Here is a 20408-nt window from a genome sequence, read left to right as displayed (position 1 = left end):
CTAAAGCGTGCCGGCAAAGGCGCGTTGTCGGACGCCGGCGAAGAGATCGTCGAATTGGGTCCCGTGGCGTTGCAGGGCGCGCCTGTGGGCTTCGATCTTCGCTTTGATGGCGGCGAACTTTTGCTGTTGGCTAGCTGGTGGCAACAAAAGTGGAAGTGACTGCAACTCCCGCCAATAAACAGCATAGACACTCGTGGTCCCGGACTTGCGCTTTTCGAGTTCCCGCTTGACGCGCCCGAACTGGAATTGCATAGCAATCACAGAAGATGCAACCCCTTCCTTGAACCTGATACGCATCAGGTTATTGTTGAACGTCCAGCCCGGCGGCCCGTTATAAACGCATGTCTTGCCAACAAGTTCCTTGGAGTTACGCGTGTTGAAAAGGAAGTCGCCAGGCTCCAACGCGTAATCACTCATCTCCGATTCGCTGGCGCTAGTCTTCTTGACCTTGTCTGGCAGGAATTTGCCATCGGCAGATACCGCATCCATCCGTACGTAGGGAATATCAAAATCTTCACCGAACTCATTGGCTGAGCGAACCAGACCAATCTTGGTGCTGCTTACAAGCTCGCCGAGCGATAATTCAGACAAGCCTTTCGGGTTCGTCACCGGGTCGCCGAACATGTCGATAAAAACGCACTGCAACAGCTGGTCGAGCTTGGCGATGGCTTCGCGGCGCTTGGCGCGCAGCGCGTTGGCGTTGTCCAGGATCGCCGCGATGCGGCGCTGTTCCGCAAGCGGCGGAAGCGGCACCTTCAAACTTTCCAAGAATGCCTTCGGCACGCGGCGTTGACCGCCACTGCCGGTCATCCGCTTCTCACCACGAACGCGGATCAGGGGCTGCCGCAAGAAATGGAATAGATATCGATCATCAAGCCGCTCCGTATCAGCACGAACGACATGGAACTCGGTGGAGCTAAACCCCGCGCGTTTACTGATTCTTGCGTGAGCAATCTTTCCATTCTCGAAACACGGCGTGATCTTCGCAACCAGAACATCCCGGTCGGAAAACGGTGTAAAGCCCTTAAGCAGCTCACCGACCGGGCGGTGTTCTTCTGTGGTGATCGCACCCGACACTTCGGATACTTTCGCCATCGGAACGAAGGTGACGACTTCCGCCAGATTGGAGAACTCAGCTCGATCAAAGCGCGGATTGATATCTGCGACTTCGTAGAGCGTAGCAGTCGCGACCGTCACTTCAGCATCCCCTCCAACTCCTCCATTCCCCGCATGATCTCTGTCTCCAGCTCCCTCAGCTCGGCAAGGATCTTCTGTGGCGGGTCGTACTCGACCTCTTCGTACACCACTTCCTTGTAGCGGTTGATCGACAGGTCGTAGTCGTTGCCGGCGATCTCGTCCTTCGGCACCAGAAAGCTCGGCTCGGTGCGCGCGCGGCCCGCCTCGCGATCACGGTTGCGCCAGCGCGCCAGGATGTCCGGCAGGTTGTTGCTCTCATGCTTCGCCGCATCCAGCGGGTTGCGCTTGTCGTCCAGCGAGTATCCGTCGGCCTGCATGTCGTAGAACCAGACGTTGTCGGTGCCGCCCGAGTCGGTCTTGGTGAACAGCAGGATTGCGGTCGACACGCCGGCATAGGGGCGGAACACGCCCGAGGGCATGGAGACGATGCCGTCGAGCTTCTGATCCTCCACCAGCATCCGCCGCAGTGTCTTGTGCGCCTTGGATGAGCCGAACAGCACGCCGTCAGGCACGATCACCGCGGCGCGGCCGCCGGGCTTGAGCAGGCGCAGGAACAGGGCCAGGAACAGCAGTTCGGTCTTCTTCGTCTTGACGATCTGCTGCAGGTCCTTGGCGGTGCTCTCGTAATCCAGCGAGCCGGCGAACGGCGGGTTGGCCAGGATCAGGCTGAACTGCCCGGCCACGCCGGCGTGGCCTTCGCTGAGGCTGTCCCGGTTCTCGATGGCGGGGTTCTCCACCCCGTGCAGCAGCATGTTCATCGAGCCGACCCGCAGCATGGTGCTGTCGAAGTCGAAGCCGTGGAAGGTGTCGTGGTTGAAGCGGCGCGCGGCCTCGGGCGTTGCGTAGATCTCCTGGCCGTGGTGCTCGCTGAGGTATTCGCTGGCGGCGACCAGGAAGCCGGCGGTGCCGCAGGCCGGGTCGCAAATGGTGTCAGACGGCCTGGGCGCCATCATCTCCACCATCAGCTTGATGATGTGCCGCGGGGTGCGGAACTGCCCGTTCTGCCCGGCCGAGGCGATCTTGCCGAGCATGTACTCGTACAGGTCGCCCTTGGTGTCGCGGTCGTCCATGGGGATGGCGTCGAGCATGTCCACCACCCGGGCCAGCAGCGCCGGCGTGGGGATGGTGAAGCGCGCATCCTTCATATGGGTGGCGTAGGTGGAGTCCTCCGCGCCGCCCAGGTTCTTGATGAAGGGGAAGACCTCCTCGGCCACCACCCGGTACAGCTCGGCCGGGTCGCCCAACTGGCGGAAGTTCGACCAGCGCAGGTGCTGCTGGCCGGGGTCGAAGACCGGCCGCTCGATCGGGCGCTTGAGGCGGTTGGCCTTCTTCTCCTGCACCGTGTGCAGCTCGTCCAGCCGCTTGATGAAGAGCAGGTAGGTCATCTGCTCGATGACCTCCATGGGGTTGGAGATGCCGCCGCTCCAGAAAGCGTCCCAGATGCGGTCGACCTGGGATTTGATGGTGCCTGTGATCATTGCGTGTGCTTCTTCGTGCTCCGTCAGGACTCCGAGGTCTTGACGATGCTGTGGCCGTGGGGGCTGTAAAGCCCGTTGAATTTAGGATCGTGCCCGCGCAGGCGGACCGAGTAACCGAGCGCGAAGACATAGCGGAATACTTCCTCCACGTCTTCCAGCTCGATCTGGTTTTCGTTGCGGTTGGCACCGGTCCCGGGGCGCGCCACCCGAAAAGCGACCTTTCCGGTCTTCTGATTGGTAAGCCGATAGGGATAGAGGCGCTTGCCATTGCGGTGCTCAAACCAGAACCGCAAGTCGAGCTCGTTGTTCGCAGCCATTACTTACTTGTCCCCGACCAGGAACCAGACCGGCTTCAGCGGCAGCCGCGCGCGGGCGCCATCATCCAGTTGGGCGTAATGCGTGGTCCACAGCTCTAGCAAGCGACGCGCATCGATCAGGCTGACCCGGCGATGGGACTGGCGCGCCTCGTAGTCAGCATCCTTGGTAAAGCCGGAAAGCGCGACGAACAGCCCGACGTCGCCATCGGCGAGCACAGCCATGAAACTGCGCAGTCCCATCACATCGATGCGCGGCGAGTTCGCGTTGCGCTTGACCTGGACCTTGATCCGGGGCGGGCGGGTACCCAGCGGATCGTTGTAGGCAATGATGTCCACGCCGCCATCCTTGCCGGGCGGCGCGATCCAACTCACGTGGTAACCCATCGCCTTGAGCAGAGCGGCGACTAGCTCTTGGAAGTCGTAGGGCGGTGTCGCAGCCAAGTAGGCCTCGATCTCCGCCCAAGCCATTTCCTCAGCTTCTTCTAGAGTGATCGTCGCGGAGCTTTCGGTGAGCTCATCGCTTTCCTCGTCGCCGGCAGGTTCGGGCTGTGCGCTCTTCCATTTTTTATAGAGCGCGCGCGCCGCGTGCGTGAACTGCTCGGGATCCGGGAAGGCCTGCAGGGCAGCCTCGCCCTCAGATGTGACCGTCCAGACCCCCTTGTCCTTGATCATCCAACCAGCCTTGACCGGGGCTACGGTGCCGAAGCGGACGATCTTCTCGAAGCGTCGACCACCGGTTTCGTACTCGCCGGCCTCGTGCTCTGTCATCGTGATGCAGCTCGCCAGCGCGGCCAGAGCGTCGACCGCTCGCATGCCCTCCGGCTGCGCGAGCAGGATCTTGAACAGCTCTCGCACCAGTTCTCCGGTGCGGCGCTTGCTGATGTTGGCCATGTCCCCCCCGCCGAGAATGCAGGTCTGCAATGGTAAGCGCTGCAACCTCATCTTCTGCGGCATTGCGTATTCGCGGCCCTCGGATCTAGCACACTCCCCTCGCTCCACCGCCAGCGTTGCTGGCCGAAGCTGACTCACGCCACAGGGACTGCGGCGGGGCGGCGGTGACGGGCTTACAGGCACGCGTCGCGTGCCGCCAGGCGCCCCACATAGAATGCAAAGGAGATTGCAGTGAGCAAGAGCCAGAACCTCGCCACCTGACCGCTGAGGATGCCCAGCTGGCCGCCGTCGACGAGGGCTTTAGCGTTTGAGTTGCGGCCTCCGCTCTAGCGGTAATCGCCCTCGCGCTGATGCCGCACGGCCAGCACCGTCACCGTCTGCGCCTCTTCGATCTCGAACAGCATCACGTAGCCGCTGGCCCCGATGCCGATTACCAGTTCGCGCAGGAATGGATCGCCGCCGGCCGCGCGGCGGCAGCTAAGCGGCGCGAGTTCGAGCACCCGGATGCCGTCATGGATGGACTGGAGTGCGCGCTCCGGATCGCGAAGCCGCCTTCGCTGCGGTCGAGGTCGTCCTGCGCTTCCTCCGTGAAGCGGACGCGGAAGGTCACATCTGTGCTGCCTTCTTCCTCGCATGGTCGAGCTGCCGCCCCAACCCCGTCAGGACGTCAGCGGCGTCCACATAACGACCGTGCGCGCGCGCCTGATCCCGCGAGGCCAGCTCACGGGCGATGAACGCCTCCTGCTGCTGCCGCAGCTTGACCTGCGCGCGCACGGATTGCTCGACGAAGCTGGACAGGCTTTCGCCCTCCTGCAATAACGACTCGGCGGCCTTGCGGAGTTCGGGATCGACACGTAGGGACGGGAGGAATGCCGTTTTCATCTCAGACCCGGTTGCGTTGCAATTGCAACGCATCATCCAACTTCGGCGTTCCCGCGGCGAGCGTCAGGCCATGGCGGGAGCTTCGCGATCCACGCGCGGCCGGTCCTCGCTCACCCCACACTCAACCTCACCGCCAGCGCCGCCAGCGTGACCAGCAGCACCGGCAGGGTCAGCACGATGCCCACCCTGAAGTAGTAGCCCCAGGTGATGCGGATGCCCTTGCGCGCCAGCACGTGCAGCCACAGCAGGGTGGCGAGGCTGCCGATGGGGGTGAACTTCGGCCCGAGGTCGCTGCCGATGACGTTGGCGTAGATCATCGCCTCGCGCACCACGCCCTCGGCCTGGCTGGCATCGATGGACAGGGCACCCACCAGCACGGTGGGCATGTTGTTCATCACCGAGGAGAGGAACGCAGTGAGGAGGCCCGTACCCATCGTGGCACTCCACAGGCCGTGGCCGGCGAAGGCGTCCAGCAGCACGGCGAGGTGGTCGGTGAGGCCCTGGTTGCGCAGGCCGTACACCACCAGGTACATGCCCAGCGAGAACACCACCACCTGCCACGGCGCCTCGCGCAGCACCTTGCGGGTGGGGATGACATGGCCCCGCGCCGCCACCGCCAGCAGCACCAGCGCGCCGGCGCCGGCGACGGCGCTGATCGGCACGCCCACGCGCTCCAGCCCGAAGAAGCCCACCAGCAGCATCGCCAGCACGCCCCAGCCGGCATTGAAGGTGGTGCGGTCGAGGATGGCGGTGCGCGGGTCCTTCAGCTGGCTGACGTCGTAGCGCTCCGGGATCTCGCGACGGAAGAACCACAACAGCATCAGCAACGTGGCGGCCACCGAGACCAGGTTCACCGGCACCATCACCGCGGCGTATTCGGCGAAGCCGATGCCGAAGTAGTCCGCCGAGACGATGTTGACCAGGTTGGACACCACCAGCGGCAGGCTGGCGGTATCGGCGATGAAGCCGGCCGCCATCACGAAGGCCAGCGTGGCCGCGGGGCTGAAGCGCAGCGCCAGCAGCATGGCGATGACGATCGGGGTGAGGATGAGGGCGGCGCCGTCGTTTGCGAACAGCGCCGAGACCGCCGCGCCGAGAAGCACCAGCAGCACGAACAGCGTGCGCCCGCGGCCCCCACCCCAGCGCGCGACATGCAGCGCGGCCCATTCGAAGAAGCCGGCCTCGTCCAGCAACAGGCTGATGAGGATCACCGCGACGAAGGTGAGCGTGGCGTTCCAGACGATGCCCCAGACCACCGGGATGTCCGCGAGGCCGACCACGCCGGTGGCCAGCGCCAGCAACGCGCCGAAACTCGCGCTCCAGCCCACGCTCAGGCCCCGTGGCTGCCAGATCACCAGCACGATGGTGACGACGAAGATCGCAAGCGCCAGCAGCATGGATCAGGCCTTGCGCGCCGGCGCGCGTTTGGTCGACGGGGGCGCGGCAGGCGCGCAACGGCCGGCATCGCCATCGCAGCAGTTGCGGGTGAGGAATTCGAGCAGGCCGTTCATGGCGTCGAAGTCGGCGCGGTAGGAGATGTTGCGGCCATGCGCCTCGCCCTCGATCAGCCCGGCAGCGGCGAGTTCCTTGAGGTGGAACGACAGCGTGGCCCCGGGCAGCGACAGCGCTTCGACGATCTGCCCGGGCGTGCGCCCCTCGGGGCCTGCCTCCACAAGCTGGCGGAAGATCGACAGGCGGGTGACATGGCCCAGCGCGGAGAGCGCGGTGCTTGCGTCGTTCAATTCCATGTTTCTAGAATAGTCGAATGAATTTCGAACGCGCAATCACCGCGGTCCCCGACGACCTGCCCAACATCGACCCCGCCGCACTCGAGGTGCCCGATGCCGCCCGCCTCGGTGTCGACGGCGGCCACCCGCCGCGGATCCTGATCCTCTACGGCTCGCTGCGTCCGGAGTCCTACAGCCGCAAGCTGGCGCTGGAAGCCGAGCGCCTGCTGCGCCACTTCGGCGCCGAGACGCGGGTGTTCGATCCGCGCGACCTGCCCGTGCAGGGCAGTTGCGAGGCCGACCACCCGAAGGTGCGCGAGCTGCGGGCGCTGTCGCTGTGGTCCGAGGGCCAGGTATGGGTGAGCCCGGAGCGCCACGGCACCCTCACCGCGGTGTTCAAGAACCAGATCGACTGGCTGCCGCTCGAGGATGGCGGCATGCGCCCCACCCAGGGCCGCACGCTTGCGGTGATGCAGGTCAGCGGCGGCTCGCAGTCGTTCAACGCCGTCAACGCCATGCGCGTGCTCGGGCGCTGGATGCGCATGGTCACCATCCCCAACCAGTCGTCGGTGCCCAAGGCCTGGCAGGAGTTCGACGAGGCCGGCCGCATGAAGCCTTCGGCGCTGTACGACCGCGTGGTCGACGTGATCGAGGAGCTGGTGAAGTTCACCCTGCTGGTGCGCGGCCACAGCGACTACCTGACCAGCCGCTACAGCGAACGCAAGGGCCACCTGGTCGCCGCCGCGCTGGCAGCGGCCGCCACCTCCACCGGAACCTGAAGGCCACCCATGGACGCTACCATCTGGCACAACCCTTCCTGCGGCACCTCGCGCAATACCCTGGCGCTGATCCGCCATTCCGGCATCGAGCCGACGGTGGTCGAGTACCTGCGCGATCCGCCGTCGCGCGAGCAGCTTGTGGCGATGATCGCCGCCGCCGGCATCGGCGTGCGCGATGCGCTGCGCCGCAAGGGCACGCCCTACGACGACCTGGGCCTCGACGATCCGACGCTGACCGACGACCAGTTGCTCGACGCGATGCTCGCGCACCCGGTGCTGATCAACCGCCCGTTCGTGGTCACCGACACCGGCACCCGGCTGTGCCGGCCTTCCGAAGTGGTGCTGGAGATCCTGCCGCCGCTGGCGCAGCCGTTCACCAAGGAAGACGGTGAGGTGGTCGGCCCGACGGACCGGGGGCCATCGGTGCGATGACCTGGGCCGCGGGGCCGGTTTCGTGGGTACGAGCGTGCCGCTCAAGGTCACTTTGTGCTCCTTCATCGCTATTGCACGACATGGAACGTCAGCTGAAGGCGGGTCACGGCGTCGCCGCAAACGCCGCTATATTCGAGGCCCCCGACAGAGGAGATGGTCATGTTCCTGAAGAAGAAGCATCTGGTGGTGGCACGTACGCTCGGTGTGGCACTGCTCGCCACCGTGGGCCTTTCCGCCTGCGCCACCTATGACGACGAGTTCGCAGGCATCAATTCGCGCCTCGACCAGGTCGATACGCGGGTGCAGAGCGCGGCCCAGAGCGCGGAATCCGCAAACCAGGCCGCCCAGCGCGCCAACCAGCGGCTGGACCAGATCGAAGGCCGCGTGCAGCAGCTGGAATCGGCCCCGCGCCGCGTGCCGCGCGGCTGATCGCGCTGCCCGGGCCGTGACCCACGGCCCGATCCCGGGACCCGATGGCCTGCATGGGCGTCGGGTCCCGGCGTTTGTCTGATCCGTTTTTCGAGGAATCCCCATCCGTATGTGCACCCTTCCCACCAAGCGCGCCCTGCATGGCGCCCTGGTGCTGGCCCTGGCGTTCGCGGGCGTCGGCATGGCCAGCGCCGAAGATGCCGCCAGGCCCGCTGCCGCGGTCGACCAGCTGCCGCAGGGCCAGGACGTCTCCGACACGGTGATCGAACTCGCCGGCCGGGTGGTCGCGGCCAATGACCACCAGGGCTATCCGTTCGCGGTGATCGACAAGGCGGCGGCGCAGATCCTGGTGTTCGGCGGTGACGGCCGGCTTCGCGGCGCTGCACCCGGGCTGTTCGGCTCGGCGGTCGGCGACCACACCGCGCCCGGCATTGCCGGCCTCGCGCTGCGCGAGATCCCGGGCCGCGACCGCACCACCCCTGCCGGCCGCTTCGTGGGCGGTTACGGGCCGTCGATCGACGCGGGCCGCGTGCTGTGGGTGGACTACGAGTCCGCGGTGTCCATCCACCCCACCGCCACCGGGGCTCCAGACGAGAAGCGCGCCGAACGCCTCGCCTCGCCGACGCCCGACGACAACCGCGTCACCCACGGCTGCATCAACGTGTCGCCGGAGTTCTACGAGGACGTCGTGCGCTCGACCTTCGAACGCGGCGGGGTCTTCTACATCCTGCCCGACGAGGGCTCGCTCGCCGAGACCTTCCCCGACCTGGCCGGTTAGGTCCGGGCGGCGTCCGACGGCGGCGCCGCTGCTTCCAAGGCACCCGCGCCCGTCCGGAAAGAAGGCGACCCGGTTGCCCGGGTCGCCTCTTTTCATCGCCGCTGGCGGTGGCTCACTTCAGGCCGCGATTGCGCAGCAGTGCATCCGCGGTGGGCATGCGGCCACGGAACGCCTTGTAGCTCTCGGCCGGGTCGCGGGTGTTGCCCACCTCGTACACCTCGCGGCGCAGCTTCGCTGCAAGCTCCGGGTCGAACACGTTGCCGGCTTCCTTGAACGCATCGAAGCCGTCGGCGTCCATCGCTTCCGCCCAGGTGTAGGCGTAGTAGCTGGCCGAATAGCCGCCATCGAAGATGTGGCTGAAGTGCGGCAGGCGGTGGCGCATGCCGATCTCCTCCGGCACGCCCAGCTCGCGCAGCTGCGCGGCTTCCCACTCGCCGGCATCGAAATCGGCCGGCAGTTCGGTCAGCTGGTGCAGGCGCATGTCGAGGATCGCCGACGACAGCTGCTGCACGGTGGAGAAGCCCTGGTTGAAGGTCTGCGCCTTCAGCAGCGACTCGAGCATCTCCGTAGGCATCGCCTCGCCGTCGGCATTGCGGGCATGCGCCTGCAGCACGGTCGGCTCGGTGATCCAGTGCTCGTAGACCTGCGAGGGGAACTCGACGAAGTCACGCGAGACCGCGGTGCCCGACAGGCTCGGGTAATGCGCGGTCGACAGCAGGCCGTGCAGGCCATGGCCGAATTCGTGGAACAGGGTCTGCGCTTCGTCCAGCGAGATCAGCGCGCGCTCGCCGGCCGCGGGCCGGGTAATGTTCTGGTTGTTGACCACGATCGGGCTTTCGCCCAGCAGGCCGTTGGGCACGCGGATGCTGTTCATCCAGGCGCCCGGGCGCTTGGTGGGGCGGCCGAACCAGTCGGCGTAGAACAGGCCGACCTTCTGGCCATCCGCCTCGCGGATCTCGAACACGCGCACGCCGTCGGCGTAGACCGGGATGTCGTTGCGCTCGTGCACGGTGAGGCCGAACAGCTTCTGCGTGGTCTCGAACATCGCATCGACGATGCCGTCGAGCGGCATGTACTGCTTGACCTGCGCCTCGTCCAGCGCGAAACGCTCGCTGCGTACCTGCTCGGCGTAGTAGCGCCAGTCCCAGGGCTGGACGTCGGTGACGCCGTCCTTCGCGGCCAGGGCCTGGATGTCGCGCAGCTCCTCGTTCGCACGCTCCAGCGCCGGCGTGTAGACCGCCATCAGCAGCTCCATCGCCGCGTCGGGGGTTTTGGCCATGGCGTCGGAGAGCACGAAATCGGCATGGGTGTCGGCGCCCATCAGCTTCGCGCGCTCGATGCGCAGCTCAACCAGGCGCTTGATCTCGGCGCTGGTGTTGTTGGCGTTGTCGTTGTCGCCGCGGAAGGTGAAGGCGCGCCAGATCTTCTCGCGCGCATCGCGGTTGGGCGCGGCGGTGAGGAACGGCTCGGCGGCCGAGCGGGTGGCGGGGAACAGGTACTGGCCCGGCTTGCCGGCGGCTTCCGCCGCAGCCGCCGCGGCGCTGGTCTGGTCGGCCGGCAGGCCTTCCACTTCGGCAGCGCCCAGGAACACGTCATTGGCCTTCTGGTCGGCCAGCAGCTTCTGGCCGAAGGCCACGCCGAGGTTGGCGAGTTCTTCATTGATCGCCGCCACGCGCGTGCGCGCATCGGGCGAGAGCGCCGCACCGGCGCGCACGAAGCGCTTGTGCGTCTGCTCCAGCAGGCGGCTCTGTTCCGGCGTCAGGCCCAGGTCGGCGCGCTGCTGGTAGAGCGCATCCACGCGCTGGAACAGCGCCTGGTCGAGCATGGTCTCGTTGGACAGCCGGGCCAGCTTCGGCGCGATGGCCTTCTGGATCGCCTGGTTGGCCGGGGTGGCATCGGCGGAGGCCACGGTGAAGAAGGTGCTCGCCACGCGCGACAACTCGCGGCCGGACCGCTCCATCGCCTCGATGGTGTTCTCGAAGGTCGGCGCGGCCGGATCCTTCGCGATGGCCTGGCTGTCGTTGCGCGCCGCGGCGATGGCCCGGTCGAAGGCAGGCTCGTAGTGCTCCGGGCGAATGCGGTCGTAGGGCGGCACGCCGTCCGGAGTGCTCCAGGCGCCAACCAGCGGATTGGCGGACTGCTGGGCGGCCGGCGGGGTCGACTGGGCGGCGCTGGGAAGGCTGGTGCTCATCAGGGTGGCTGCGATGGCGGCGGAGAGGACGCACGAACGAAGGATCATGAATGGCTTCCGGTCGGTTGACCGCCCAATCTAGTGCATTGGCCCGCCGTTTGCGTCGTGCCGGAAGTCGTGGCTCCCAGGCACCAGACGACCGATCAACGGATTGTCGGCCAGGACATCCAGCGCGCAGACCATCTCCGATACCCGCGCACAAGCCGCCCCGGCCCCGTGCTGCGTGACCGGCCCGTCAGGCGCCGTCCCGCCCCGGGGCGTAGCGCCACACCGCCAGCGCGCCATACAGCAGTGTCAAGAACGCGAGGTTGCACAACTCGGGAAGCGCCTCGGCGAAGCTTGCGCCCATCTGGTTGAACTTCACCATCAGGTTGATGCCGGGCGTGGAGGGAACCAGCTTCGCCAGCCACGCCAGGGGCTGTGGCATCGCCACGGCCGGCCATGACAGCCCGGACAGGAAGAAGAGTGGCAGCGCGGTGACGAGCATCAGCTGGAAGGGCCGTTCGCGGGTGCGGAAGAAACTGCCCGCGAACAGCGCGAACGCCACCACCGCGGCCACGTACAGCGCTCCGCCCACCAGCGTACCGGGCGGATTGCCCCCACGCGGATAGTCCTGGAGCCACATCACCAGACCGTTGTAGTACAGCATGCTGCACACGCCGATCAGCGCGAACGCGGCGGCGATGCCGAGCAGGCCGCTGCGCGAGAACGCCAGCCGACCCAGGCGTTCGCGACGCGTGCCGGCCATGACCAGCATGCCGATCAGCAGTGTCTGCTGCACGATCAGCTGTGCCACGCCCGGCACCACGGCGCTGCCGTAACCCTCGCGGGTGTTGAACAGCGGCCGCGCCACCACCTGCAGCGGCGCTGCGCCGGGCGCACCTGCGAAACCTGCCTGCACCACGGCGGCCTCGCGCGCGAACGCGGCGGCGGCCTCGCCCAGGCCCTCCAGCACCACGCCGCCGCGACCGAGGAACGCACCACTGCCGTACAGCGCCAGTTGTCCCTGCCCGCCGCGCAGGATCCCGCGTTCGAACCCCGCGGGCACCACCAGCAGGCCCTGCGCTTCACCGCGGGCGATCCTTGGCCGGGCCTCCTCCACCGAGGTCGCATCGCCGACGATCCTCACCGCGCGCACCGCGCCCGCCTTGCGCACCAGGGCGCGGCTCATGGCGCTATGGTCGAGGTCGACCACCAGCACCGGATACTGCGAAGCCACCTGGTGCCGGTAGGCGACCGGGTAGAAGAACGAGTACAGCACCACGGCGCCGATCAGCGTCACCACCGCGTAGCGGTCCGAGAACACGGCGCGCAGAGTCTCCAGGAAGGCGGCCCTGACCTGGTTCATCGCTGCCCCCAGGAGGCCGGATCGCGCGCTCCGCGCGCATACAGGCGCAGCCCCGCGCCGCCGGCCACCAGCACGAACAGCAGCAAGGTCCCCAGCAACGACAGCGAGGCCGTCCATGCCGCACCCAGGTCGAGCTGCTGCGCCTGCAGCTTGAGGTAGGCGGTGAAGGGAAGCAGCTGGCTCCAGACCTGTGCGAACAGCGGCGCTCCCTGCACCGGGAACGTCGCGCCCGAGAACGCCAGCGACGTGCCCGCGTACAGTCCGGTCAGCGACAGCGACGTGCCCATGTTGCGGGTGGCCCCGACCAGCAGCAGCGCGATGCCGCCGTAGGCCAGGTACATCGCCGCCTGCGCGGTGACCAGCAGCACCGCGCTGCCGGCCACACCGCCGCGGATCGCGGCCAGCCAGACCAGCGACAGCGTGCCGTAGGCGGTGAACAGCAGCAGGTACGGCGCCAGCTTGCCGGCCACCGCCGGCAGCAGGCGATCGCCGCACCCGGCCAGCCATGTGCCCGCGCTGCCGTCACGCAGTTCGCGCCCGAGCGCGCCCACCATCGCCAGGCAGGCGGCGAGGTGCAGTAGTGCCGGGAACAGCAGGCCGAGCAGGAAGTGCTCGTAGCTGCGCGCGGCGTTGCCCAGCACGGTGGCCTGCACCCGCAGCGGCGGCGGGCGGACCGCCTGCGCCCCGCCGACCCGCGCCACCCCACGGCGTACGAGATGCGCACTGGTCGCCTGCGCCGCCTCTCCGATCCCCCGCAGTACCGCCTGCCCTGCCGTCTGGTGGCTGGCGTTGTAGTAGGCGAAAACAACGGCGCTGCCGCCACGCAGGACCTGGCGCTCGGCGCCCGCAGGCACGTGCACCACCGCGAACGCCCGGACCGCGCGCACCTCCGACCAGGCCTGCGTCAGGTCCGCCGGCCGCGCGGCCACCCGCAGGCCCGGCACGGCATCGAGCCTGCGCACGAGTTCGCGGCTGACCGCGCTGTTGTCATGATCGACCACCGCCACCGGCAGCTCGCGCGGCACGCCGGCCGAGAACATCCAGGCGAGCAGCGCCAGCGCCAGCAGCGGGACCCACGTGGCCAACGCCAGATCCCAGGGATCGGCGCGCAGCCGTGCGCACTCGCGCAACGCCGAACGGACGAACGCCTCGCGTGCCGTGGGCCGCGTCAGCGTTGCGGCCATGCGAACAGCACGCTCATGCCCGGCCGGAAGCCTGCGACTTCCGCGACCGGCCTCGCGCGCACTTCGAAACTCCTCACGTCGTAGCCGGCCGACTGCCGGGTCGCGCGCCAGGTCGCGAAATCGCCGGCCGGGCTGATGTGGTAGACCTCGAACTCGACGTCCTCGCGCTCCAGCGCCGGGATCGAACCGCGCAGGCGGCGGCCCACCTCCAGGCCCGCGAACTGGTCCTCGCGCAGGTGGAACGCCACCCACATGTGGTCGAGGTCGACCAGGGTGAAGACCGGATAGCCGGCCGCCACCAGCTCGCCGGTTTCGACCAGCCGCTTGGACACCTCGCCGGCCGTCGGCGCGCGGCCGCGCACTTCGCTTTCGGCCGCCTGCACTTCGGCCACGGCGCCTTCGGCCTGCCGCACCTGCGCCTGCGCGGCGCTCCTGTCCTGTTCGCGGGCGCCGGCCTGCGCCTGTTCGTACAGCGCCTGCGCTGCGCGCGCCTGCTGCTCGGCATCGATCGCCTTCGCACGGGCCTCGTCGCGCTGCTGCCGGGTGACCACGCCCTCGGCATGCAGCCGCTCCAGGCGCTGGAAGGTGGAACGCGCCAGTTCGTGTCCGGCCTGGGCGCGCCGCCAGTTGGCCTCCGCTGCGCGGATGTCCTCCACGCGCGCGCCCTCCTCGGCCTTGTCCGCCAGCGCCTGCGCGGCCGCGAGCGCGGCTTCGGCCTGTCGCTGCTTCGCGGCGATCTCGGGGCTGTCCAGCTCGAACAGTACCTGCCCGGCCTCGACCCGCTCGCCCTCGGCCACCAGCAGCGCCGACACCCGCGCGGTCACCTTGGCCGACACGTTGATGCTGTCGGCATCGGCCATGCCCTGCACCAGGTCCGCCGGGCTGCGGAACGCCAGCCACAGGCCGCCGACCAGGATCACGGCAATCACGCCCAGGGCAACGAGGCGCAGGCGACGGCGGCCGGACGGTGCATCCGCAGCCACGGGTGGCGGCGGCGGCGGCGGAGCGGGTTCATTCATGGGGAAATACCCTGTGGTCTGCCTTGCGGATGTACTCGCCAAAGCGCGCCGACTGGCCACCCAGCTCGAGCAGGTGCGCCAACGCCACGCAATAGTCGTAGGCGGCGTGCGCGTGTTCGACCCGCGCGGCGCCAAGGCCGAGCCTGGCGTCCATGACATCGAGCGAGGTCGACTGCCCCTCGCGGAACGCCAGTTCCTGCAGGCGCAGGTTCTCGCGCGCCTGCTCGATGCTGCTGTCGAGCAGCAGGAACTGCTGGCGTGCCGTTTCCAGCGCATTCCAGGCCTGTGCCACGCCGATCCTGATCTGGTTCTGCGCCTCGCGCAGTGCGGCCTGCGCCTGCTCCTGCTGCGCGCGCGCAGCACTGATCTGGCGCGGGCGATCCCGCCCGGACAGGAAGGTGTACTTGAGGCCAATGCCGAAGGCCCAATCGGTGTCGGTCAGCAGCGCGTCCTCGCGGTACAGGTCGTACTGGCCGAACAGGTACACCTGCGGTTTCAGTGACGCCTCCTGCACACGCACGCCTGCGCCCGTCTGGTCGTCAAGCGCCCGCAGCTGCGCCAGCTGGGGGTGTCGCTCAAGCGCGGCCCGGGTGAACGCCTCCAGCGTGCCCGGCGATGTACCGACCACGAACAGCGGCGTGATCGGCGTCACCGGTCCATCGCTGCGCAGCAGCAGCGCCAGGGTCTGGGCCGCGGCGTCGCGGTCGTTGAGCGCCTTCTGGTACTCGCGCTCGCTGGCATCGCGCGCGACGACCGCCTGCAACACCTGCGCGCGCGTGGCGAAGCCTTCGCGTTCAAGCGATTCGGCATGGGCCACGTGCTGCCGCATGCCGTCGCGTACCTCGCGGCGCACGCTCAGCGCCTGCTCGGCCAGGCCCTGGCCGAAGTAGGCCTGGACCAGTTGCGACGTCAGCTTCTGGGACTGCTGCGCCCGCTCCGCGTCCGCCCCACGCAGGGCGGCCGCGGCCGCCGCCTGCGCGGCCGGGATCTGCCCGCCCGTGTACAGGGGCAGCACCGTGGTCAACACCGGACGCAATCGCCGGTCGCGCTCCTGGAACCGCAACGGGCTTTCGATGCCGAACGCCTCGCCCACTGGCGCCAGCGAACCCAGCGGCAAGCTCAGCGTCTTCTGGAACTCCAGGTAGCGCGCTTCGAGCGAAATCTCCGGCAGCCGCAGGCGCGCGGTCGCATCGGACAGGTCCTGCCGGGCGCGCAGGTTGGCGTCCGCGGCAGCCAGCGCGTCGGAGACCCGTTCCAACCGCTCGCGCGCCTGATCGAAGCTGAGTGCGTCCGCATCCTGCGCGAGTGCCGAGGTGGCCGGTACAAGCAGGACCAGACCCAACGCCAGACCGAATGCCCGTCCGTGCGCGGCGCGGGATCGCCGACGGTATGCCCCACCCAGCCTGCCAGCCTTGCCTGTCGACACCTGCCACTCCATTGCACCGGCCGCCGCCATCGTGATGCCAGTCATGGTGGCGCCGCAACCTCACTGGCGTCTCCGGCCCTCCGCCGCAACCTCCCAAGCACCCGCTCCTCCACATCATCCACCAGCGTGTACGCCGCCGGCACCACCACCAGGCTCAACACCGTCGAGGTGATCAACCCACCGATCACCGCCACCGCCATCGGCATGCGGAAGCTTGAATCCGCCGTCAGACCCAGCGCGATCGGCATCATGCCCGCCCCCATCGCCAGCGTGGTCATGATCACTGGCCGCGCACGCTTGTGGCACGCGTCCATCAGCGCCTCGTGGCGGGTCATGCCCTTTTCCTCGGCCATCACGGCGTAGTCGACCAGCAGGATCGAGTTCTTGACCGCGATGCCGATCAGCAGGATCAGGCCGATCAGCACCGACAGCGAGATGTCCAGGCCGGTGATCAGCAGCGCGCCGAACGCGCCGCCCGCGGCCAGCGGCACCGCGACCAGGATCGTCACCGGCTGGCTGGCGTGGTTGAACAGCAGCAGCAGCACCCCGTAGACGCAGAAGATGCCGGCCACCATGGCCATGGCGAAGCCGCCGAACATCTCGGCGAAGATCTCGCTGTCGCCGGCGGCCTGGCGGTCCACGCCCGGCGGGAGGTTCTGCAGCGAGGGCAGCGCGTCGATCTGGCCTTCCACCTCGCCCATCGCCATGCCGTTGAGGTCGACGGTGATCGTCACGTTGCGACGCCTGTCGAAGCGGTCGATCTGCGACGGCCCGCTGGCGGTGGTGATCTCGGCCACCGACGACAGCGGCACGCTGCCACCGGTGGCGGTGGGCACGCGCAGCTGGCCCAGCAGCGAGGGATCCGACAGCGCGCGTTCGTCCAGCTGCACGCGGATCGGCACCTGGCGTTCGGGCAGGTTGAGCTTGGCGAGGAACTGCTCGTAGTCGCCGCGGGTGGCGACGCGGGTGGCGGCGGCGATGTCGGCCGTCGACACGCCCAGGTCCGCGGCGCGTGCGGGGTCCGGGCGCACGATCACCTCAGGGCGCACCAGCGAAGCCGATGAGCCCACCGTGCCGAGGCCCGGCAGCTGGCGGATCTCGCGCTCCACGTCGCGCGCGGCCGCGGCCAGCTTGACCGGATCATCGCCGGCCAGCACCAGCTGCAGCGCACGGCCCGGTTCGCCACCCTGGAAGCTCAGGCGCACGCCGGGAAGATCGGCCAGGCGCTCGCGCACCACCGTTTCCAGCTCGTACTGGGTCAGGTCGCGGTCGTCCTTCCAGCGGATCGTGAGCGTGGCCTTGCGCAGTTCGGCGCTGGTGAGGTCGCCCGCGGGGCCGTTGGCGCCCGAGTTGCTGCCGGCGGTGACGAACACGTGTTCGATCTCGGGGATGTCGGCGATGCGCCGGCGCGCGGTCTCGGCCACCTCTTCGGTGGTGGCGAGCGCGGTGCCCGGCGGCAGCTCGATCAGCACGTTGCTCTGGATGCCGTCGGTGGGCGGGATGAAGGTCACCTTCAGCAGCGGCAGCAGTGCCAGCGAGCCGATGAAGATCGCCAGCGCGACCACCAGCGTGCGGTTGCGGTGCTGGAGCGCGTTGTCGACGAAGCGCAGGTACCACTGCATCAGCTTCGAGTCGCCCTTGTGCTCGGGCAGCGGCTTCAGCATGTAGGCCGCCATCATCGGCGTGATCAGGCGCGCGACCAGCAGCGAGAACATCACCGCCGCGGCCGCGGTCCAGCCGAACTCGCGGAAGAACTTGCCCGGGATGCCGGGCATGAAGGCCACGGGGATGAACACCGCCGCCAGCGTGCACGAGGTCGCGATCACCGCCAGTCCGATCTCGTCGGCTGCCTCGAGCGCGGCCTGCTTTGGCGCCTTGCCCATGCGCAGGTGGCGGTCGATGTTCTCGACCTCGACGATGGCATCGTCGACCAGGATGCCCACCACCACGGCGAGTGCCAGCAGGGTGATCATGTTGAGGCTGAAGCCCAGCCAGTACATCACCGCGAAGGTCGGGATGATCGACAGCGGCAGCGCCACGGCGCTGATGAAGGTGGCGCGGAAGTCGCGCAGGAACAGGAATACCACCAGCACCGCCAGCGCCGCGCCCTCGTAGAGCATGTGCATCGAGGAGTCGAACGAGTCCTCGGCCACCTGGGTGGTCGAGGCCACCTCGACCACGCGCACGCGCGGCTGCTCCTGCTGCAGCTTCGCCACGCTCTCGCGCACGGCGTTGCCGACGTCGACCTCGCTGGTGTTGGTGGTGCGCTGCACGGCGAAGCCGATCACCGGCCGGCCATCGAGCGTGGTGCGCTGGCTGACGGTGGCGTGGCCGTCGCTCACGGTGGCCAGCGTCGACAGGCGCACGCTGCGGCCGTCCGGCATGGAGATGGGGAAGTCGGCGAGGTCGGCGGCGGAATCGACGGTGCCGAGGGTGCGCACCGCCTGCTCGCCTCCGCCCACGGTGGTGCGCCCGCCCGGCTGTTCCTGCTGGATGCGCGCGAGCTGCTGGCTGATCAGCGCCGGGCTGACGCCGAAGCCCTGCACGGCCTCGGGCCGCAGGGCGACGCGGATCTCGCGGTCGACGCCGCCGATACGCCGCACCGCGCCCACGCCGGGCACCGCGAACAGCCGCTTGGCCACGGTGTCGTCGATGAACCAGCTGAGCTCCTCGTCGCTCCAGCCATCGGCGGTGACGGCGTAATGCAGCATGTCGCCGCCGGTGACGTTGACCAGCGACACGATCGGCGGCTCGACGTCGGCCGGCAGGTCGATGCGCACGCGGTCGATGGCATCGCGCACCTCGTCCTTGGCGATGGTGCCGTCCTTCTCGATCTCGAAGGTGAGGATGGTGGTCGATACGCCTTCGTTGACGATGGACGCCATGTTGCGCAGCGCGGGGATGCTGGCGGTGGCGTCCTCGATCTTGCGGGTGACCTGGGTCTCGAGCGTGCTGGGGCTGGCGCCGGGCAGCATCACGGTGACATTGACCACCGGTACGGTGAGGTCCGGGAACTGCGACACCGCCAGCCGGTTGAAGGCGACCAGGCCGGCGGCGGTGAGCAGGATGAACACCAGGATCGCCGGCAACGGCCGGTGGATCGACCACGCGGAGAAGTTCATTCGGCGAGCGTCCCGGTGGCGGCGTCGTGGGTGGCCTCGCGGGTGGCGCCGGCGCCGGAAGGCGCTGCAGGTGCGCTCGCGGGCGCGGCCCCTGCATCGGTGCCCGCATCAGCGGCGGGCTGCGCGTTGGCGGCATCGGCGCCTGCCGGGCTGTCGACAACGCGCACCAGGTCGCCATCGCCGAGGAAGCCGGCGCCGCGTGCGACCACGCGGTCATCGGCGGTGAGGCCATCGCGCACTTCGATCATGTCGCCGTGGGTGCTGCCCACCGACACGCCGCGCTCGCGCACGCGGCCATCGGGTTCCACGGTGAAGGCATAGGCACGGCCGTCGCGGCGCACGATGGCCTCGTTGGGCACCAGCAGCGCCTGCGCGCGGCCGAGCGCCAGCCGCCCCTGCGCGAACATGCCCGCGCGCAGCGGGCCGGGATCGGGCAGGTCCACGTAGACGGTGCCGGTGCGGCGCTGCGGATCGAGCGCCGGCGACACCGTGCGCACGCTGCCTTCGACCGCGCCGATCGGCGTATCCACCTGCACCGGGGTGCCGGTGCCCACGCGCAGCAGGTCGGCCTCGGCGAGTTCGGCACGCCATTCCAGGCGGCCATCGCGGATCAACCGCAGCAGCTCGCCGCCGGCGCCGACCACCTGCCCGGGCTGCACGCTGCGCGCCGACACCACGCCGGATACCGGCGCGCGCACCACGGTGAAGTCGCGCTGCACGCGCGCGGCATCGCGGCTCGCGATCGCGGTATTGAGCCGCGCCTGCGCGTTGTCGCGCTCGGCCTCGGCCTGCTCGGCATCCTGCAGCGCGACCAGGCGCTCGCCGGCGAGTTCGCGCACGCGCGCGGCACGGCGGCGCGCGGTCTCGAGATTGGTCTTGGCCTCGCGCACCGAGGCTTCCGACTGCTGCAGCTGCGACGCCAGCGTGCGGTCGTCGACACGCAGCAGCACGTCGCCGGCGGCCACCGCGTTGCCCACCTCGACCTCGACGCTGGCCACCCGCAGCCCGGAGAGCTCCACGCCCACCGAGACCTCTTCCCACGCTTCCACCGCACCCGAAGCGACCACCTCGCGGGTGACCTCCTGCTGCTGCGGGGTGGCCAGCACGACCGCGAGGCTGGGAACGGCCTCGGGGGGCGCGTCCTCGCCGCAGGCGACCAGGGCCAGCAACACGATCGGAACGGCTACAAGACGCGGGAATCGGCGCAT

At 68.6% G+C, this 20408-nt stretch carries 18 protein-coding genes and 1 pseudogene; 4 read left to right on the top strand and 15 right to left on the bottom strand.

The features are described from left to right. The 8 genes and pseudogenes from ERL55_RS04905 to ERL55_RS04870 all read right to left on the bottom strand — a co-directional run bounded on the left by ERL55_RS04905 (window position 1) and on the right by ERL55_RS04870 (window position 6513). Entirely contained in the window at window positions 1-1197 is a 1197-nt protein-coding gene (locus ERL55_RS04905) for a restriction endonuclease subunit S (RefSeq protein ID WP_129135434.1), read from the bottom strand. After that, entirely contained in the window at window positions 1194-2675 is a 1482-nt protein-coding gene (locus tag ERL55_RS04900; protein WP_129135433.1) for a class I SAM-dependent DNA methyltransferase, read from the bottom strand. The genes ERL55_RS04905 and ERL55_RS04900 overlap by 4 nt, the downstream gene beginning before the upstream one ends. Window positions 2676-2698: 23 nt before the next feature. Next, complete coding sequence (locus tag ERL55_RS04895) at window positions 2699-2992, bottom strand: hypothetical protein (RefSeq protein WP_129135432.1); 294 nt, start codon at window positions 2990-2992, stop codon at window positions 2699-2701. 3 nt (window positions 2993-2995) lie between these two features. Next, entirely contained in the window at window positions 2996-3883 is an 888-nt protein-coding gene (locus ERL55_RS04890) for a restriction endonuclease (protein ID WP_129137214.1), read from the bottom strand. Between the two features lie 326 nt (window positions 3884-4209). Then, a pseudogene (locus tag ERL55_RS04885) lies at window positions 4210-4493 on the bottom strand (type II toxin-antitoxin system RelE/ParE family toxin). Next, window positions 4490-4765, bottom strand: coding sequence for a YlcI/YnfO family protein (locus ERL55_RS04880; protein ID WP_129135431.1), 276 nt, complete (start codon window positions 4763-4765; stop codon window positions 4490-4492). Before ERL55_RS04880 ends, ERL55_RS04885 begins: the two are co-directional and overlap by 4 nt. A gap of 110 nt (window positions 4766-4875) precedes the next feature. Further along, window positions 4876-6162, bottom strand: a complete 1287-nt coding sequence (locus ERL55_RS04875; RefSeq protein WP_129135430.1) for an arsenic transporter — start codon at window positions 6160-6162, stop codon at window positions 4876-4878. Window positions 6163-6165: 3 nt separating this feature from the next. Next, window positions 6166-6513, bottom strand: coding sequence for a metalloregulator ArsR/SmtB family transcription factor (locus ERL55_RS04870; protein ID WP_129135429.1), 348 nt, complete (start codon window positions 6511-6513; stop codon window positions 6166-6168). 17 nt (window positions 6514-6530) lie between these two features. Here ERL55_RS04870 and arsH point away from each other — a divergent pair, with 17 nt between their 5' ends. From arsH to ERL55_RS04850, 4 genes are all read left to right on the top strand, one after another. Then, window positions 6531-7271 (top strand): arsenical resistance protein ArsH, encoded by a 741-nt coding sequence (arsH, locus tag ERL55_RS04865; RefSeq protein ID WP_129135428.1) that lies wholly within the window; start codon window positions 6531-6533, stop codon window positions 7269-7271. Window positions 7272-7280: 9 nt separating this feature from the next. Further along, window positions 7281-7703 carry an arsenate reductase (glutaredoxin) gene (gene arsC / locus ERL55_RS04860; RefSeq protein WP_129135427.1) on the top strand — a complete coding sequence of 141 codons (423 nt, stop codon included), beginning with the start codon at window positions 7281-7283 and terminating at the stop codon, window positions 7701-7703. A gap of 159 nt (window positions 7704-7862) precedes the next feature. Beyond that, window positions 7863-8132 carry a hypothetical protein gene (locus ERL55_RS04855; protein WP_129135426.1) on the top strand — a complete coding sequence of 90 codons (270 nt, stop codon included), beginning with the start codon at window positions 7863-7865 and terminating at the stop codon, window positions 8130-8132. A gap of 109 nt (window positions 8133-8241) precedes the next feature. Further along, window positions 8242-8910, top strand: coding sequence for a hypothetical protein (locus ERL55_RS04850; protein ID WP_241685841.1), 669 nt, complete (start codon window positions 8242-8244; stop codon window positions 8908-8910). Between the two features lie 112 nt (window positions 8911-9022). Here the strand turns inward: ERL55_RS04850 and ERL55_RS04845 are convergent, their stop codons facing one another. From ERL55_RS04845 to ERL55_RS04815, 7 genes are all read right to left on the bottom strand, one after another. Continuing rightward, window positions 9023-11101, bottom strand: a complete 2079-nt coding sequence (locus ERL55_RS04845) for a M3 family metallopeptidase (RefSeq protein ID WP_129135425.1) — start codon at window positions 11099-11101, stop codon at window positions 9023-9025. A 235-nt stretch (window positions 11102-11336) separates the two neighbouring features. Further along, window positions 11337-12449 carry an ABC transporter permease gene (locus ERL55_RS04840; protein WP_129135424.1) on the bottom strand — a complete coding sequence of 371 codons (1113 nt, stop codon included), beginning with the start codon at window positions 12447-12449 and terminating at the stop codon, window positions 11337-11339. Then, window positions 12446-13633 (bottom strand): ABC transporter permease, encoded by a 1188-nt coding sequence (locus ERL55_RS04835; RefSeq protein WP_129135423.1) that lies wholly within the window; start codon window positions 13631-13633, stop codon window positions 12446-12448. The genes ERL55_RS04840 and ERL55_RS04835 overlap by 4 nt, the downstream gene beginning before the upstream one ends. After that, the gene (locus ERL55_RS04830) at window positions 13618-14652 is read right to left on the bottom strand and encodes an efflux RND transporter periplasmic adaptor subunit (protein WP_129135422.1); all 1035 of its coding nucleotides are present in this window, start codon (window positions 14650-14652) and stop codon (window positions 13618-13620) included. The genes ERL55_RS04835 and ERL55_RS04830 overlap by 16 nt, the downstream gene beginning before the upstream one ends. Further along, window positions 14645-15994, bottom strand: a complete 1350-nt coding sequence (locus ERL55_RS04825) for a TolC family protein (protein WP_241685840.1) — start codon at window positions 15992-15994, stop codon at window positions 14645-14647. Before ERL55_RS04825 ends, ERL55_RS04830 begins: the two co-directional genes overlap by 8 nt. A gap of 125 nt (window positions 15995-16119) precedes the next feature. Then, window positions 16120-19200, bottom strand: coding sequence for an efflux RND transporter permease subunit (locus ERL55_RS04820; protein ID WP_129135421.1), 3081 nt, complete (start codon window positions 19198-19200; stop codon window positions 16120-16122). Next, a complete protein-coding gene (locus ERL55_RS04815; RefSeq protein WP_129135420.1) occupies window positions 19197-20408 on the bottom strand; it encodes an efflux RND transporter periplasmic adaptor subunit in 1212 nt (403 codons plus the stop codon). The genes ERL55_RS04820 and ERL55_RS04815 overlap by 4 nt, the downstream gene beginning before the upstream one ends.

This window comes from Luteimonas sp. YGD11-2, assembly GCF_004118975.1.
Taxonomy (GTDB): domain Bacteria; phylum Pseudomonadota; class Gammaproteobacteria; order Xanthomonadales; family Xanthomonadaceae; genus Luteimonas; species Luteimonas muca.
The sequence above is the reverse complement of the archived record's forward strand: the minus strand, read 5'-3'. Positions and strand labels throughout refer to the sequence as shown.